Source organism: Gordonia sp. VNK1, from assembly GCF_040049135.1.
Classification (GTDB): Bacteria; Actinomycetota; Actinomycetes; order Mycobacteriales; family Mycobacteriaceae; genus Gordonia; species Gordonia oleivorans.
The window spans coordinates 90,657-108,750 of the sequence record NZ_JBDZDJ010000019.1 but is presented as its reverse complement, the minus strand read 5'-3'; the positions used below and the strand labels follow the sequence as shown (position 1 = coordinate 108,750).

Here is an 18,094-nt window from a genome sequence, read left to right as displayed (position 1 = left end):
CTGGACATGCGCAACGCCGGAACTCCTCAGGTTTAGTCTTCGCAAACCAAACCTTAAGCAGGACAACGGCGTTGCGCCCTCACGCCACGCCGAACCCACCCACAACTACGTCACAAGAGCCCAGATCTGGCCATACCTGGTCGGTGTGCTGGGACCGAAACGTTGTCGGCCGGACACGTTTGCCGTGTCCATTTTCGAGGCCGCAATTCGCGGGTTGCGCCCGGAGGAGTCCTGATCATGAGTGGGCCTACCGAATTCGTCGGAGAGTTTCACCGGTCCACGGCTCAAGGGCTCGCCGCACGCTGCAGCCAAGTAGATGGCGGGTCGGGCGAGAGCTATGTGTACCTTCTGGAGGGCGCGACGGGCGTGGGCAAGTCGCGGATCATCCGAGAGGTCTACGAGATCCTTCGCGAGTCACTGCATGACGCGTCGGCTCCTGCGTACTGGCCGCCGTTGCCGCCTGAGCAGTCCGGCAGCGAGACCGGACTTGGGTTCCTTGCCATGAACCGGAAGATTCTCGGGCCCGATGTGAGCTCGATGCAATGGCTGCCGAATGTCCTCCCGACCTTTGCCTGGTGGTCGATACGATGCGAGCCCAAAGGTGTTGCCGGATCGGGGTTCCATGCATCGCTCGAGAGTCAACTCAAAGCCCACGGCCGGCCCCTGGAAGCGGCTCGACGGGCCGGACTCGGAACCGGGGCGAAGGTCGTCGAGACGGTCGCCCCGACCGCGAAGGACATCGCGGCCATCGGCGCCGATGAGGCAATGGGCTACGTGTGGGGTTTGATTCCCATTCCCTTCGTCAGCCAGATTGCCGATGCAATGCTCAGCATCGGCAGGACAGCACTGAAACTTCGCCGGGATAGGACTGCACTCAGCAGAATGCAAGACGTCGGGCTCGAAGTGCAGGTTTCTGCGAAGAGCAGGTCAACGCAGCTTGCCGAGGAGATCGGTCGATTGGCCACTCCACGGACACCGGCGGTCGTGGTCGTCGAAGATGCTCATCTTCTGGATGAACCCACTCGCGTGTTTCTCGAAGGTCTCCAGACAGACCCCGCTCATCCTGTCATCGTGCTGGCGACGGCGTGGAAGGTCCAGCACACCCAGGATTTCGATCTCTGGGTAGGAGGAACAGCCAGACTGAAGCGGATCGCTGTCGAATCGCCTCCGCCACGCGACCTCGCCAACCTGATCGGCGCTCGTACGCAGTTCGAGCTTCCGGCGGACGACGCGATCCAGGTGGCCACCACCCTTCGGACGCCGCTTGCGGTCACAACGTTCCTCGGTCTGGGAAGGGTTCGAAGTATTCTCGGACACAGGCCTCTTCTCTCGGCCGCGGGCCAGGAACTGCGGGCCATCGCAGAGAATGACACATCGATCGAACAACTCTTGGATCTTGGCTGGCGCGAGTTGCCACGGCATATGCAGCATGCGCTCGCATTCGGTGCTCTCTCGTCGAGCGGGGGTGACCCGCTGGCCGGATACAGCCCTCCGGTGGTCTTGGACGCCGTCCAAGCAGCATTCCAGCCTGTTCCGAATCAAATGGCGGGCCTGGCAACCGGATTCGACGAGGCGGTTCGCGCGAACTGGACGGTCCACACGGAGGTGACGGACTACTTCCGGGAGCCCAGCGTGGCAGCGCTCGTGCGCAGGCGTGCACAAGAGGCCCTCGCCTTGCCCATCGACGCTGTACAGCACTTCAGAGGTGAAGTGGCCACGGCCGGTGCGGCTCGGATCGACTCGATCGGTGAGGCGACGCCAGAGGCCCAGGTTCACGCGGGTGCGGCCGCGCACTCCCTGATCGGCAGTATCCCGCGCGACGAGTTGTCCAAGACCCGTGCCGGTGCGGCTGCAGTTCTGACAATGGCCATGGAGTCGCTGCAGGCCAACGATTTCGGCGCGGCGTTGAACTGGCTGATCCTGTTGGCCGACGAAGGTGCCGTCGAGTGTCCCGAAGTGCTTGCAGGAAATCTTCAGCTCTGCGAGATCTTGCTGGACCGCCCAACCTTGCACGATGTGGGCAAGCCCTTCATCAACGTCAGCCGCCTCCTTGAGGGTCAGAGCGCGATTGAGCGCGACGTCTTGGAGCGGGCGATCTTCGTGCTCACCTGTTACCAATTGGATCTCGATCTTCACCGCTTCTCGTTGTCTCTCGCGGAGCGCGGAGTGACGACGAATATCACCGAGACGCCCGAGTATCAGGTTGTTGTGAGCGAGTTCGCCGAGCTCCTTTCGCGCGTGCGCAGTCTCGAGGCGAATCAGCTTCAGAGTGAGGTCGATCTGTCGGTGCGGTTCGCCGATGCTCTCGCGGCTCACAACGCACGTCCGGCAGCAGTTGACCTACTGCTGGGAGTGTACGGGCGCGTACAACCCGAGGTTGCACCAACAGACGAGGTCCTGCTGACTCTTACTGCCGACCTGCTGGGCCTGGCCGGAGGATCGGGATCCAGCACTCAGCTCCTTCCGATCGCAGAGCGGTTCGCCGCGGCCATGTCCGAGGTTCACGGCAGATTCAGCTCGCACGGAATCACGGCCTCGACCTTCTATTCGCGGTGGCTGATCCACTCGACCAAGAGCAATCGAGACAAGGGATTTGAACTCGCCAAGGTGAACTCGGAAGTTGCACGATCCGAGTACGGAGTCGGATCGATACAGTCGATCGACGCGCATACGGTCTTGTTCACGTGCTTGCGGCATCGATCGCTGGGCGATAGGGACGAGGAGGCAGCGGTGGCAGTCCGACTGGACGAGTTCTGCGACGCGGCCTCGGCTGCTGTCGGTGGGAACAAGGGTATGCAGCGCTACATCGATTGGATGCGAAAGAACCTCGCATATCGGTCAGTGGCAGAACACTTCGATGAAGTCCTTGATGTCGAGTTGAACATCCTGGACCCGGATCCCTTGCCCACCGTCGAGCGGAAGGTGCGGTCAGAGTCGGCGGTCTCGAACTACTCCGACTTCCTGCGTAGATTGCCGTTGCCGGCATCTCACAATGTCAAACGCCGCGGCACCAAGAACAAGAACGTGTTCGTCCAACACGCTGAGGAATACGGGTTGGACATCGATGAGCTCTGAGCGAGTTTGTGGTGGCAACATGCCGGCCTCGTGCCAGGTGCCGCCGACTGCGAGTGCATTATGATCCCGAGATCGCAGTCCGCGAACGGTGGTGTGAACCGAGAGCTTCGGGAGCGTGCATGGATGAGCAGCGAGGGGACATTACGTGGGCAGGGTCCTCAGACGCACCGCGAAAGATCTCCGTGCATGATGAACTGAGATATGCGCAGGGCGCGAACCAGCACGATCTGGTGATCGATGGGCTCAGGAACTATCACTGGATGATGAGTCCCGCTGCGCTCCAACGCAAAAAGGTGATGCTGGAGGCGGGCATCAATGCTCCTACGAAGGTCGAGGCGCAGGATGGCAGGCGTCGCCCGCTGATCGCCATCCGATCAAGTCCATGGAAGGCCGGTAGTCAGACCACGCCGTGGCACGACGAGTTTGACCTTGATCACGGACACATCCGGTACTTCGGTGACCACAAGCCCACCACCATCGGCTTGCCCGGCACCACTCGGGGCAACAAGCTGCTACTCGAGGCCGCAGCGTTACACGCGGGGACAACCGCGGAGCAGCGGGCGCTCGCGCCGCCACTCATCGTCTTTCGGGCGCTGACGGTGTACCGGGAGGGTCGTGCGATCGTGAAGGGGCATTTGGAGTTTTGCGGTGCCGCCATCATCGAACGTCTTGAGCATGTGGTGCAACGAGATCCCGACACCGGTCGTAGTTACCCGAATCTCGCACTGGACCTTGCTGTCGTCTCCGGCGGTGACGACGACGAGATCGATCTACGGTGGATCGATGATCGCCGAGACACCTCCTTGGACGCGCAAGCGGCGCTTCGGCACGCACCGATGTCATGGAGGCGATGGGTCAAGCATGGGTCAACAGCCATTCCGGGGATTCGGCGTCGCGTGCTCGCGAGCACTGTGCGCTCGCCGTCTGAGCAGCAACCCGATGCGGGGACCGAATTAGAAGCCACCCTGCGTAGGCTGTACGAGTTCTACGACGGGCGAAAGCACGCGTTTGAGCTGCTCGCCGCGCGGGTGGCCGCGCAGGTTCTGAGTGAGTCGGGAGCCCGTTATCGGGAGGGTTGGCTGTCGCGTTCGTCAGGAGATGGTGGGGTCGACTTCATCGGACGGATCGACATGGGTGCGTCTGGTGCAAGTATGCCCATTGTTGTTCTGGGACAGGCAAAATGTATCGTTCCTACTTCAACTGTCTCTGCGGAGCAGGTAGCGAGGCTGGTTGCCAGGCTGCGGCGTGGATGGATCGGTGTCTACGTCATCACCGGATCGTTCTCGCGACAAGCGCAGGTCGAGATCATCGACGATCAGTACCCAGTCGTGATGATCTCCGGTAAGACCTTGGTAGAGGCAGTGGAGAGAATCGTCCAGGCCGACTATGGCGGTGATCTCCATCATCTGCTGCAGAGCACGATTGACGACTATCAGGGCGCGATCACGCATCGACGACCGGAAGAGATCATCGCGAACTGAGATTGTCTTGTGAAACGCCGTGTTTCGGACGCTTCCTTAACATAGATCCCGATGTCACGCAGGATCAGTTGGATCGCAAACCGTCTGCAAGTGTGTTGAAGTACTGAAACTCTTGCCACGAATCGCGGTCGCCGATGACGTACAACCGACGCTTGGCGCGGCTGACTGCGACATTGAGCAGGTTCGGCTTGCTCGACGCCCACGCCTTCGCGCCAGGCTTTGCGGGATCTCCGCCCAGCACAATGATCACGATGTCGGCTTCCTGCCCCTGGGCCGTATGAACGGTTCCGCCTGAGATCCCGCGAGGTTGGCAGATTCGTGAAATAGACTGCGCAACAACGCGGAATGGACTGATTACGAAGATCTGCGTCGGATCGCAACCGCGCTTCTCCACAAGATCGTCGAGGATTCGCGACAGACGCTCCATCTGCTCCGGCACAAGATGCCCGCGCGCCTGCCCGGGCGTATTGAGCCACATACTCGGCGGCAGATCCAGTTCCTCGCGACCAGAGACCGCACTGAGCATCATGTCGTCGTAGGCGATGGCATTGCTGATCTCGAACATGGGACTGTCGCAACGGCGATGGATTCTCAGCGGAGATCCGACCCACAGCGTCGACGCGCCCACGGCGAGCATCGTCCCCCATGGGTTTGCCGAGTCTGCCAGTGATTGGGCCGATGATATTGCGGGCAACCATTTCTCGGATACACCGAACGTGTTGCGAATGGAGCCTTGTAAGTGGAGTGGAATCGTCACGACGGGCTCGAGTTGCTGTGGGTCGCCGACTACAACCGACCGACGGGCGCGCCAGATGGCACCGGCCGCGGCCTGGGGTGCTGCCTGACCGGCCTCGTCGATCAAAAGCCACCCGATGTCCTGGCGGCCAAGGTGAACGAACATCCGATCAAAGGAAGCAAATGTAGTGGAGACGACCGGAACGAACAAGAACAACGTCTGCCAAACCGCCAACGCCTTGTGGCGGGGCACGGTCGCAGGCGCCTTGTTCGACAGAATGTCCGCAGCCGCAAAGAGGCTTGTGCGGAGCTCGGCGGAGGCGAACCTCATGAAGTGATGGTGCAGCCGCAATGCAGCCACGAACAATGCGCTGCGGGCCGCGCAAAATTCTTCATCCAACCACAGTGACGCCGTCTCACGGCGCCGTATGTCGTGCCACCAGGACTCGTCAGCAGTGAAGTGGTTCCACGTGCGACGATACCGCTGGAGCTCCCGCTCGATCTCGTCAACTCGTCCGCGAGAGTTGGTGATTTGCTGCTCCAATGACGACTCGCGCGTCAGTTCGGCCGAGAGTTCCAGTAGGCGGTCGGCGGTGGCGGATATCCGGACCTCGGCCAGGTCTTGCCGAGCCAGAAGTTCACCGAGCTCGGTTTCCCATGCAATGCGCGCCTTTTTCTTGAACGCTCGTACTAGTCTCCCGGGCCGGAGATCTCTGTGCGCCTGTACTTGCCGCCGGCAACCCTCGCAGTAGACATCGAGTGACGTGAGCTCTACTCGCAGCTCCTGGATCTTGGGTCGCATACCTTCGTTGCGAGTGCGAAGCTGCCTCAGCTCCTCCGACATTCGGGCCAACTCAGCCGGTAAGGAGATCAACTCCGCCGCGAGATCTGCGGCGCCTCGACGATCGTCCCGTAGGCGCTCGACCTTTGTGCGTGCTTCTCGGTACTCGGCGACTGCATCGGCCCAAGATCCCGAGGTGCGTTTGGCCATCTGCTTCAAGAGAGTGTTGATTCCCAGACGATCTCTTGCACCGCGCTCGCCGAAATTGTTCGATTTTGAATCGAAGAGGAAGTAAGTGAGAAACTTTGTGCGGTTGTCTTTGTTCCCGAGTCTTGCGGCGATGAGGCCCCACGCGGGTCGCGTGTTCTCATCCACCACGTCGCTGCGATTCAACAGCGACGTGGCGATCTCGCGGAAGTGGTCGAGATCCCCCAACATCGACTGATCGACTGCGTCTACTCCGGGTATTTCCTCGGTGACATTCTGTACCGCAGCATTGTTCGACGACGCGATTACGATCTCGTGGCCGGTGAGCGGCTTGATCAGTGGGCGGACGAACTGGGTGCGCCCGTCAGGGCGCTTCCACTCGAGCGGTGTGCCGAATGCGTCACTTGGCTGAGCGAGCGCGGACAGTGCATCGGCGCGATCGACGACGACGGAGGCGATGACATCGCGCAACAGGGTGGTCTTCCCGGTTCCGGGCGGGCCGTTGACGGAGAAGATGCCGGCTCCATCGGTCAGCCGTAACCGCAGGGTATTGATGGCGAGCTGCTGACTGAGAGCCGCGGGCTGAGTGGGTGGGGAGGGCCAACGGCCGAGGGGAACACGTTCCGGCCGGACAGCGGTGAAGACGTCCCCCAGGTCAGTTCTGACATCGATCCGGGATGCGGGCGGACAAGTGCCTGCGGAAAGATAGTGCTGAAGACCAAGACCGATGTCGCCTCTTGCTGCGGCATCCCGGACCAGTCCGAGATCGCGGACAAAGAAGCTGTTCAACAGCTCGTGACGATCTTGATCCAGCGAAGTGAGCGGAACAGTGAAGCTTTCAATCCTCACCTCCCTATGCGGAAGCGTGTCATTGTGCAGGCCGAGTAGCTCACCGGTGAGTTCGCAGAGTCCATCGATCAGCTCGGGGGTCAGCGGAACGTCACCGGAATCGGAGCCGGCCTCGGACGCCGCACGCGACAACTGGCTGCTGAACAGCTCGGCGAGGTCGGCGACGGCTCTCTCGTACTCGTCGATCCAGGCCAATGCGAGGAGTTCGTCACGTGAGTGACATCGGTCAACTGCGCTGACGGCCCAGGCACACCCGGACACCGCGAGGGTGCCGAGAGAGGCGAAACCGTCATTGTCCACCAGAAGAGCCGCGCACGCGCTGGACCCGGCTGGTCGTGAGTCGAGGCCCTCGGTGTCCGGATCGAAAGCCTGGTCAAGGACCTGGTACGCGGATTGGACAGAGTAGACCCCGAAGTAGACCGCGTGGCGCACCGCGTGCTTCGTGGGTATGCGGATGGACCTCGGGACGGCCTCGGGCCCCCAGGGCAATCCGTCCGACAGCAGATGGGTTTGGCGGATCGGGCTGTGCCTGTCGATGTCGGGCACGGATTGAGGCGTGAAGAGCTCGACTGCGCGCCAATAGCCGAGGATGTCCTGCGGCCTGTCACGCTTCCGCATGTCGGTCATCGAAGGTGTCCCCCTGGCTTCCGTCTTGCCGCATAGAGTACGGCGGCGCCCAGATGATGCATGTAGGTCCGAAGATTCGTCCTACTGTAGATATGTGGATGCCCCGGAACGAGAGGCAAGCGGTCGCTGTTACCGCCCACCCGCCTCCTCCGCCGCCGTCCGCTCCCGCATGAGTCGGCAGCGCTCGAAGGACACCGCCCCCGAGGTCGAGGTCCGCAAGGTGCTTCACGCGAGAGGCCTTCGCTTCCGGACCGATGTGAAGCTCGAGCCGGACATGCGCACCCGCGCTGACATCGCATGGCGAGGGATCAAGCTCGCCGTCTTCGTCGACGGGTGCTTCTGGCACGGGTGTCCCGAGCATGCGACCCGTCCGGCGGCGAATCGGGAGTGGTGGGCGAACAAGCTCGACACGAACGTTGCTCGGGATCGGCGCACCGACGCCGCGCTCCAGGAGCGCGGGTGGACCGTTCGACGCTACTGGGAACACGAGGCACCCTCGGTCATCGCCGACGACATCGTCGCCACGATCGAACTCTTGCGAACAGGGCAAAGGCATTGACGGACGGTTCATCTGATCGACGGACACCGGTGTCCCGCTTTCAGAGGGACACGGGGTCGCATCTGGCCCGTTTTGTCTGTGAGGACGAGTAGAAGTCTTGAAGGAGCCTCCACCGAGACCGGTTCAACCGATAGGGTTCATCCGGTTTCATGAGGACAAGTAACCATCGCGATGAGCGGGCAGGAGTGAGACCAGCGATGACCGAGAACGCTCGCCCCCAGATCGAGCTCGACGAGGCCCAAGACCGCATTGCCGAGGCCGCCGCCGACGAACGACTGATCGTGATCGCCGGCGCCGGCCAGGGCAAGACCGAGGTCGTCACGGCTCGCCTCCAGTCCCTCATCGAGGATGAGGATCTCTCCGCATCCGTAGAACTGTTGGTCCTGAGCTTCTCGCGGGCCGCTGTACACGCGGTCCGTTCCCGGCTGTCCGAGCGCGACATCGCCGAGGTCAACGTCAGAACGTTCGACTCGTTCGCGTCGCAGCTCCTGCTGGAGGCAGATGTCGAGCCTGCGATCGGATTCGAGGCGCGTATCCGGCAGGCAACCGAGTTGCTGGCCGACAATGGCGATGTCGCCGACCTGGTCGAGTCCCTCCGACACGTCATCGTCGACGAGGTGCAGGATCTGGTTGGCGATCGTGCCGACTTCGTGTGGGCGCTGCTGTCGAGCCTCTCTGACGACGCCGGATTCACGGTCCTCGGCGATCCCCTCCAGGGCATCTACGACTTCGTCCTCGACGAGTCCGCCGCACCCACGACATCCCCCGAGCTTCTCGGCCGCATCGCCACCGAGCTCGGTGCCACCGAGGTGAACCTGTCGACCAACTACCGAGCCCGTGGCGGAGACTGCATCAGAGCAGCCGAACTCGGTCCACTGCTGCGGAGCGAGACCAAACCCGCCGAAGCACTGGCTGTTCTCCGCGGATTCCGCGACACCCTTCCGCACGTCGACAGGGTCGAGGACTGGTCGTTCCTCGACCTCTACGCCGGGCGCAGTGCAATCCTGTGCCGCAGCAACCCAGAGGTCCTGCGCGTCTCCCGAGAACTCGTCGACGAAGGCATCGCCCACGCGGTGCGGCGGCCCGCTCAGTCGTTCGGGGCGGCCAAGTGGATCGGATCCGCCCTCGGCTACCTGCAGGGACCAATCGTCGCCCGTTCCGACGTGGAACAGCGGCTCGAGCAGATCCTGGATGAAGCAGACGCCGAGGACGCCTGGTATCTGCTGAAGTCCGCTGAGCAACGTGGCCGGGGCATGGATCAGATCGACCTGGACCGCCTGCGCCGTCGTTTGGGAGCCGGAACCGTGCCGCTGACCCTGACCGAAGGTGACGACGATATGAGGATCATCGTCTCGACGGTCCACCGCGCCAAAGGACTCGAGTTCGACAACGTCTTCATCACCGACTGGTCGGACCGACCGGACGAGGATGACCCGTGGGCGCCGATCCGCCTCGAGTACGTGGCGCTGACCCGCGCCCGGGACACGATCGTCATGGTGACCACACCGCGCCGGCACTCGGCGGTCACCGAGTGCCGCTGGCTTCCGAATCGGCTGCAAGAACGCATGGGCCCCAAAGGCAAATCGAGGGCTCGGGCCCTGGAGATCGGCTACGGCGACAGCTACGCCGCGCGACCGGTCGCTGTCGACAACGCCTCGGTTGCTCAGGTCCAAGCCTCACTCGACGAACTCACACCTGGCGTCGCGGTCGAGGCGGAACTGGACCGCATGCGTTCCGACGTGCAGCGCCCCATCTACGCGTTGACGGTTGACGGCCGACCGGTTGGTCATACCACCGATACGTTCGGGGAGGACTTCGCGGCCGCATTCAAGGTTCGTCGGGGTCAATGGCCGGCCGCGCTGACCGACATGGTCTTGGTCTCGGTCGAGACAGTTGCGGGTGACCCGAATATCGCCGTCGAGGCGGGCGCAGGCCCTGGCGGCTTCTGGCTTGTTCCGAGAGTGGCCGGTCTTGCGAGACCGCTGTGGGATGTGATGGAGAAAGTGGGATGAGCGTGCAAGAAGAGCTGGCCGAAAAGTATCGATTCCGCGAAGAGATGGTCGACGCGCTGGAGGCCGACCTCATCGGACCGGGCGAAGGCGAGCACGAAGTGATCGGCGAGGCACCACTGAGCCGCTACATCGTCGGAGCGCTGTGGCCGCGTCCCGCCGACGAAGAGGACGCCGAAGACGTCGAACAAGAACACGAGACCGAACCCACCGGAGCCGAGGCGGATGGGGAATCAGACGAGGGCAGCCCGGTCGCGCAGGCGCGTATGCGATTCCCCTCGTCGGTGGGTATGACGTTCTCGGTCCGGGCTTCGGCCGGATCCGTCACAATCACGCCGCGCGCTGCTCGGTATCAGCAACTGATCGACGACGACGAAGCAGCCGAAGGCTGGAGGCGAATCCCTCTGAGAGCCGAGGCAGTCGGTCAGCAGCTTCAACGGCCAGGCGTGTACCGCGACGACATCGGTCCGGGCTTGCAGCTCTACCGCTTCGTCCGGCCGGAACGAGATGGCAAGATCACCGTCACAGTCGCGCTCAACAACACCGCGATCTCCGTCAAAGGTGATATGCGAGATGCCATCTCGTGGTTCCAGGTCGGCATCACCGTCCAGACCCAGCACGCAGACATCGTCGATCGTTCGGTCGCCCACAACATCGGCAGCGACCCGGACCTCGACACGGCCGCGCTGATGTACCGCAACGCCCACACCTTCGCGATCGGGCATGGCTGCGCAGCCGACTGGGACCTGGACTCGGTGGACAACGGTGCCGTCGCGAAGGTCGCCACCACTTTCATTCCCACGCACGAGGTTCACCGGGCCAAGCCCGGCAAGGTCGAGAATCTCGACCTTCGGATGGTGTCTTTCGCGGAAGATCCCATCGACACGATCAGCGAGAACCTGCGAGGCCTCATCAGCCAGTACCGCACGTGGATCGGCACAATCGAAGCCGACATCCACGACGGCGATGTGGTGCCCGGCGACGATCTGAAAGGCGTTGCTGCCCGACATATCGCGGATATGCGGAAGGCCGCGGACAGGATCGACGCCGGAATCCGGTTGTTGGAGGACAACCCCGAGGCGCTCCGGGCCTTTCGATTGGCAAATCGCGCAATGCAATTGCAGCGAGCGCGCCAGGACTGGGTGCGTGGTGGCGCCAAGGACACCGTCGGTGACGGCTTGGACGCCACATGGCGCCCATTCCAGATCGCCTATGTCCTGCTGAACCTTCCCGGGATCACCGATCCGACGCACGACGACAGGGAGGTGGCGGATCTTCTCTGGTTCCCGACCGGCGGTGGTAAGACCGAGGCATACCTGGGGTTGGTGGCCTTCGTCATCTTGCTGCGGCGTATCCGGAATTCCTCGGCCATGGGCGTTGCCGTCATCATGCGATACACATTGCGTCTGTTGACCATTCAGCAGTTTGAGCGCGCGTCCATGCTCATGTGCTCACTCGAGACCGTGCGCAAGGACAATCCCGATCTCGGGTCCAGGCCATTCTCCATCGGCCTGTGGGTCGGTGCGGGCGCCACCCCGAACTCGGTCGCCGAGGCACGGACATCCCTCAAGAAGCTCGCCATGCTGCAGGATCTCCAGGAGAAGAATCCTGTCCAGCTCACCCAGTGTCCGTGGTGCGGAACGTTCCTCAACCACGAGAACTACTCGGCAGAGCGCCGGCCTTTTGACCACCTCGTCATCGCGTGCAAGACCCCATCGTGTGACTTCCGAGGAGGGCTCCCGGTCCACCTCGTGGACGAGGATGTGTACCGCGAGCGTCCGGAACTCATCTTGGGCACCGTCGACAAGTTCGCGATGATGGCCTGGAATGAGAACGTGGGCAAGCTCTTTGCGCGCGATGGCAAGGGCACCCCGCCCGAGCTGATCATCCAGGACGAGTTGCACCTGATCTCGGGCCCGCTCGGCTCGATGGTGGGCCTGTACGAGACGGCCGTCGACGCCGCATGTTCGGTCCCGTCGCTCAACGATGAATACAACCGGGCCAAGCCCAAGGTCATTGCATCCACCGCGACCATCCGACGCGCCGACGAACAGATCGAGTCCGTCTTCGCACGTTCTGCAGCGCTGTTTCCGCCTCCGGGTATCGACCCCGATGAATCGTTCTTCGCCGAGCCGTCGAGCAAGGATGAACTCGGGACGCGTCGCTACGTCGGGGTGATGGCGTCCGGAACGAGCCACGCAACACTGATGGTCCGTGTCTATTCGGCGCTCTTGCAGGCCGCGAGCGACGTCAAGGGCGACGACGACACGCGGGACCCCTACTGGACCCTTCTGGGCTACTTCAACAGCTTGCGAGTACTCGGTAGTGCTTACCTGCAGGTCGAGGGAGACGTCCAGGAGCGCCTCGGGGTTGTCGCCAAGCGCAACGAGACCGAGAAACGTGCGAGGGTACTGCTCAGCGAGCTGACCAGCCGGGTTCCATCGTCGGAAATCCCTGGAAGGCTCAAGGCACTCGAACAGCGACTGGGCGGTAAGCACAGACCGAACGACGTGGTTCTGGCCACCAACATGATCTCGGTGGGAGTCGACATCGATCGGCTCGGCCTCATGACAGTGATGGGCCAGCCCCAGGCAAGTGCGGAGTACATTCAGGCAACCAGCCGTGTCGGGCGCCAACATCCCGGCCTCGTGGTCACCATCTTCAACTCGGCCCGCTCGCGTGATCGCTCGCATTACGAGAGTTTCCGGCCATTCCACCAGTCGTTGTATCGCGCGGTCGAGGCCACCAGCGCAACACCTTTCGCAGCGCGGGCCAGAGATCGGGGCTTACACGGCGTGCTCGTCTCGATGGCGCGTCTCCTCATCGGAGGGCTGTCAGGCAACGGTTCCGCACATCTGGCGGCCGACGAATGGGACGCACTGGCCGAGGTTGTACGCCTGATCGTCGAGAGAGTGCAGAGGGTTGCCCCCGATGAGGCCGAAGCAACCGAGGATCAGCTCGCAGCGCTCTTGAAGGTGTGGGCCGACGCCGGTGAGGAGCGCGAGAACATGAAGTACCAGAACAAGAATCTGGAGGCTGCGCTCATGGTGCGGCCAGAGGATGCGCTGACCAACGAGGACATCGAGTACTCCCAACAGAAGGTGCCCTGGCCGACCCTGCAAAGCATGCGAGATGTGGACGCCGAAAGCAGCCTGTACCAGATTCCGCTGAAGAAGGTGAAATGAAAACCAACAACGTCAAGGCCCGTCGTAGTCAGCTTCTCAGCACGTACGGAATCGGTGGTCTCTTCCCTTCGGAGACAACGAGCTTCATGATCTCCGGCTTGCATGAATGGCATGAGGATGCGTGCCCACCCATCAGCGAGCCGCGTCTCGCGCGATCCCTCGGCGTCGCGGAGCTCAAGTCCCCACCGGCCGGTGGGAAACGCGATGTGCCGGTCGTGCGTTTTCCGGAGACGCAGATCTGCCCTGCGTGTCGACGCGTCGGGACGACTGCGCACCTGGGTGGCGATTGGAATGCCTCGCACTGTCGTTGCAAGGAAGGGCGTGTGGGCGCAGCTCTGTCACCGTTCCGTTTGATCACCGCTTGTGTGCGTGGACATATCGACGAGTTCCCCTTTTTCCAATGGCTACATAGGGGTCCCTCGGCGTCAGGGGATCAGAAGCATGAGATGCGCATGCAAACGCTGGGACGCACCTCGTCTCTTGATGACCTCGAGCTCGAGTGCACCTGTGGCGTAGAGCCCCGAAGCCTCGATGGGGCGACCAGCACGACGGCGATGAAAGGTGTCATCCGGTGCAAGGGCCGGCGGCCGTGGTTGGGGGGCGAGTACTCGGAGGACTGTGCTGAGACTCCTCAGGTGCTCCAACGTGGTGCATCCAACGTGTGGTTCCCGGCGGTACGGTCGACGATCTCCATCCCGCCGTACTCGGAGGCCCTCGCGAAGTTCGTCAACAAGCACTGGACTGTCCTCGAGGATCCGAACCTGGCCGGCGAAGCCCTCATCCGCAAGATCGCCGAGGACTCTCGGCGATATTCCTATGAGCAGATCATGGCCGAGATCGAACGGCGTCGCGGTGAAGAACAGGCAGACGACGTCGACGAACAACAACTCCGCCGCCAGGAGTTCGCCAAGCTCATCGAGGGGCGGGAAGAATCCGACGAATCCGACTTCGTCTGCGAGAAGACGGTCACCCGAGGCCAATTCCCCGACGGTGTGCCGGAGATCTTCACCGATCTGCGGAAGGTGACACGTCTCCGCGAGGTCCGCGCCCTGCGTGGATTCTCCCGACTGTCCGGGGAATCCGACCCGGACACACTCTGCAAGCTCGCACCCGAGCCCCTCTACTGGCTCCCGGCCATCGAGGTCATCGGCGAAGGGATCTTCGTCGCTCTCGATCGCAAGGAGCTGACGGCTTGGGCAGCAACGCCTTTCGCCGAGGACCGCCGTCGCAAGCTGCAGGACTCTGCGAACAGGCAGGCCCGACAGTTCAAACGTCCACCCATCACGGTCGACATCTCCAAGGTCGCACTCCACACGCTGGCTCACGTGCTGATCGATCAGCTCTCCCTGGACGCCGGGTATCCGGCATCCTCACTTCGAGAGCGCCTCTTCGTCGACGAGGACATGGCCGGAATCCTCATCTACACCGCGAGCTCCGACTCGGCCGGAAGCCTCGGTGGTGTGGCCTCTCAGGCCGATCCGACCAAGTTCGCCGCCGCCATCGAAGAAGGCCTGACGAGGTTGTCGTGGTGTTCGTCCGATCCCGTGTGCATCGAGTCGCCGGCATCGGGAACCGACGCCCTGAACATGGCCGCGTGTCATGCCTGCGTGTTGGCGCCGGAGACCTCCTGCGAGCTCAACAACACGCTGCTGGATCGCGCGCTGCTGTTCGGTACCCACGAGCCCGGGGAAGAGGACGCAGGCCTCTTCAGCGGGTATCTCGCGCAGGCATAGGCTGCGAACCGGGCTGTATTCGAGGAGGCTGGGTCGTGGCTGATATCGCTGCAGGTGAGCGCGTCATCGTCCGAGATGAGGAGTGGCTCGTCCGTTCGGTGCGCGCCACCGAGCTGGACGGCACCCGCGTCGAGGTCACCGGTGTCAGCGAACTGGTCCGTGACCAGGACGCGGTGTTCTTCGATCACCCGGACCTCGACACCATCGACCGGCTCGACCCGCGCCAGGGCCAACTCGTCGCCGACGTATCGCCCGGATTCCGTCGAACCCGTCTGTGGCTGGAGTCGGTACGACGCAGCAGCCCGGTGCCCGCGGCCGACACGCGGATCGCCGTCGGACATCAGGCGCTACTCGATCGCATGGACTACCAGCTGCGGCCGGCGGCGCAGGCGCTGGAGAACCTGCGCCCACGCATCCTGATCGGTGACGCCGTCGGACTGGGCAAGACACTGGAGATCGGTATCCTGCTCTCCGAGCTGATCCGACGCGGACGAGGCGAGCGCATCCTTGTGGTCACTCCCCGCGCGGTGCTCGAACAATTCCAACAGGAGCTGTGGACGCGTTTCGCCATCCCACTGATCCGACTGGATTCCGCCGGCATCCAGAAGGTCAAGCAAACCCTCCCCAGTTCACGCAACCCGTTCAGCTATTACAAGCGGGTGATCGTGTCCATCGACACCCTCAAGAACCCGGCCCGATACAAGCACCACCTCAAGAGCCAGCACTGGGACGCCGTCGTGATCGATGAGTGCCACAACCTGATCAATCGCGGCACCCAGAACAACGAACTCGCCAGACTGCTTGCGGCGCAATCGGATGCCCTCATCCTGGCCAGCGCCACCCCGCACAACGGCAAACAGGAGTCGTTTGCCGAACTGATCTCGATGCTCGATCCGACGGCCATCGTCGATCCGAACGAGTACGAGGCCAAGGACATCAAGCACCTCTACGTGCGACGGCACCGCAACTCGGCAGACGTCAAGCTCGACGTCGCCCACAAGTGGAAGGCCCGCCGCAAACCCGATGTCCTCGGCGTCGAACCGAATCCCGCAGAGTTGCAGGTTCTTCGCGAACTGGAGGATGTCTGGTTGCACCCGACCGGGCGTCCCGTCATCGAAGGCAAAGGGCGACAACTCTTTCCGTGGACCCTGTACAAGGCGTTCCTCTCGTCGCCGCGCGCCCTGCGGGCCAGCATCGGACGGCGCCTGAAGACCATCGACAACGACCACGACCGGGAAGCGGTGGCACTGCTTCGACTCGACGATCTCGCAGCGAAGGCCGAGAAGACCTCCCCGGCCAAGCTCGATGCCCTCGTCGCCTACCTCGACTCGATCGGTGTGGGCAAGGATTCAGACACCAGGGCGGTCATCTTCTCCGAGCGTATCGACACGCAGGATTGGCTCCAAACCCATCTGCAGAAGAAGCTGAAGTTCTCCGTCAAGGCCGTCAATGGGCTCCTTCCCGTGGAGGTTCTGCATGCCGGCCTCTCGGACGAGAAGATCCAATCGGTGGTGGAGGGCTTCGGGCAGAAGGCCTCCTCGATCCGTATTCTCGTGGCCTCCGACATGGCTTCGGAAGGCCTCAACCTCCACAAGGAGTGCCACCACCTGGTGCACTACGACCTACCCTGGTCGTTCATCCGCATCCAGCAACGCAACGGCCGGATCGACCGCTACGGTCAAGTGCATGCGCCCCAGATCACGGCGTTGGCTCTGACCACCGACGACGATGTCACCGACGACCTCAACGTCGTCACCAAACTGCTCCTGAAAGAAGACGAGGCCAACCGTGCCCTCGGCGACGCCGAAGTACTCCTCGACCTTCATGACGCCAAGATCGAAGAAGAGACCGTCATGGAGGCCATCCGCACCCAGCAAGATCTCGACACCGTCATCCCCGAACCCACTCCGGAGAAGCTCAATCCCTTTGCCCGACTGATGATCAAGGGCGGCGAGCACGAGAATGAGCCAGCCCCCGACACCTCCGTCAGGTTGTCGTTCTTCGACGATGACGACAACTACCTCACCGAAGAACTGGCCGATATCGCCACCGATAAGGGGGCGACGAAGCTCGACGTGTACCGCGAGGCCGACAAAGACCTCATCGCGTTCACCCCACCCGACGACCTGATCACCCGATTCCGTGACCTCCCACCGGACTACCGGGCCGAGCAGGGAATCGAAGAGCGCCTCCGCCTGACCGGCAGCCCCGACGTCGCCAAGGAGCGTCTCGCCCGAGCACAGAAGGCGCAGGACACCTCCTGGCCCGACGTGCACTTCCTCACCCCGATCCATCCCGTTCTCGACTGGGCGGGTGACCGTGCCGTGGGACGATTCGGCCGCAACGAGATCCCCGTCGTCACCGGCTCCGTCGATCGCGTCTACTTCCTCACCCAAGCCGTGTGGTCCAACGACGACGGACGACCGGCCATCGCCCACTGGGGTGCGGTCACCGGGCTGCCGCGGTCACCCGAGGTCGACGACTTCGAGACCATCGTCGAGATCTCGGGACTGAGTGAAGACGCCACCAACCCCGGCATCGACGACGACCGGCTCGCGGAATTGCAGGATCTCGTGCCCGCCGCTGTCGATGCCGCCCTCGCCCACATCCGCGACCGGCGCGAGGACTTCGAACAAGACCTCCTCGAACGCGTCGACCGATACCGCGCCGGCCTGACCCAGTGGGAACAGTCGGCACTGAAGATCGCCACCGAACCAGGCAAACGCAAGGACAGCAGACTCGAGATCGAGCACACCGCGGGCAGCTGGTCCACCATCATCGACTCCCTCGCCGCATCCGGGGACCCGTTTGTGCGCGTGATCGGTGTCATCATTCCCAAGCCCAAGGGGTGAC

The 18,094-nt window shown here is 62.8% G+C and carries 9 protein-coding genes; 8 read left to right on the top strand and 1 reads right to left on the bottom strand.

Features of this window, described 5'->3' with window-relative positions; translation table 11 throughout:
• The 3 genes from ABLE94_RS20135 to ABLE94_RS20125 all read left to right on the top strand — a co-directional run.
• Positions 1-235: hypothetical protein (locus ABLE94_RS20135; protein ID WP_348809657.1), on the top strand; the 235-nt coding region annotated here is incomplete at its 5' end.
• Between the two features lie 2 nt (positions 236-237).
• Positions 238-3,075 (top strand): hypothetical protein, encoded by a 2,838-nt coding sequence (locus tag ABLE94_RS20130; RefSeq protein ID WP_348809656.1) that lies wholly within the window; start codon positions 238-240, stop codon positions 3,073-3,075.
• Positions 3,076-3,257: 182 nt separating this feature from the next.
• Complete coding sequence (locus tag ABLE94_RS20125; protein WP_348809655.1) at positions 3,258-4,556, top strand: restriction endonuclease; 1,299 nt, start codon at positions 3,258-3,260, stop codon at positions 4,554-4,556.
• 64 nt (positions 4,557-4,620) lie between these two features.
• Here ABLE94_RS20125 and ABLE94_RS20120 read toward each other — a convergent pair whose 3' ends face one another.
• Positions 4,621-7,755, bottom strand: a complete 3,135-nt coding sequence (locus ABLE94_RS20120; protein WP_348809654.1) for a DEAD/DEAH box helicase — start codon at positions 7,753-7,755, stop codon at positions 4,621-4,623.
• Between the two features lie 94 nt (positions 7,756-7,849).
• Here ABLE94_RS20120 and ABLE94_RS20115 point away from each other — a divergent pair, with 94 nt between their 5' ends.
• The 5 genes from ABLE94_RS20115 to ABLE94_RS20095 all read left to right on the top strand — a co-directional run bounded on the left by ABLE94_RS20115 (position 7,850) and on the right by ABLE94_RS20095 (position 18,093).
• Positions 7,850-8,314, top strand: a complete 465-nt coding sequence (locus ABLE94_RS20115; protein WP_348809659.1) for a very short patch repair endonuclease — start codon at positions 7,850-7,852, stop codon at positions 8,312-8,314.
• 197 nt (positions 8,315-8,511) lie between these two features.
• A complete protein-coding gene (locus ABLE94_RS20110) occupies positions 8,512-10,326 on the top strand; it encodes a UvrD-helicase domain-containing protein (RefSeq protein ID WP_348809653.1) in 1,815 nt (604 codons plus the stop codon).
• Positions 10,323-13,508, top strand: coding sequence for a helicase-related protein (locus ABLE94_RS20105; protein ID WP_348809652.1), 3,186 nt, complete (start codon positions 10,323-10,325; stop codon positions 13,506-13,508). The genes ABLE94_RS20110 and ABLE94_RS20105 overlap by 4 nt, the downstream gene beginning before the upstream one ends.
• Complete coding sequence (gene drmB, locus ABLE94_RS20100; protein ID WP_348809651.1) at positions 13,505-15,241, top strand: DrmB family protein; 1,737 nt, start codon at positions 13,505-13,507, stop codon at positions 15,239-15,241. Before ABLE94_RS20105 ends, drmB begins: the two co-directional genes overlap by 4 nt.
• 35 nt (positions 15,242-15,276) lie before the next feature.
• Positions 15,277-18,093 carry a DEAD/DEAH box helicase gene (locus ABLE94_RS20095; RefSeq protein WP_348809650.1) on the top strand — a complete coding sequence of 939 codons (2,817 nt, stop codon included), beginning with the start codon at positions 15,277-15,279 and terminating at the stop codon, positions 18,091-18,093.
• Position 18,094 lies beyond the last annotated feature (1 nt).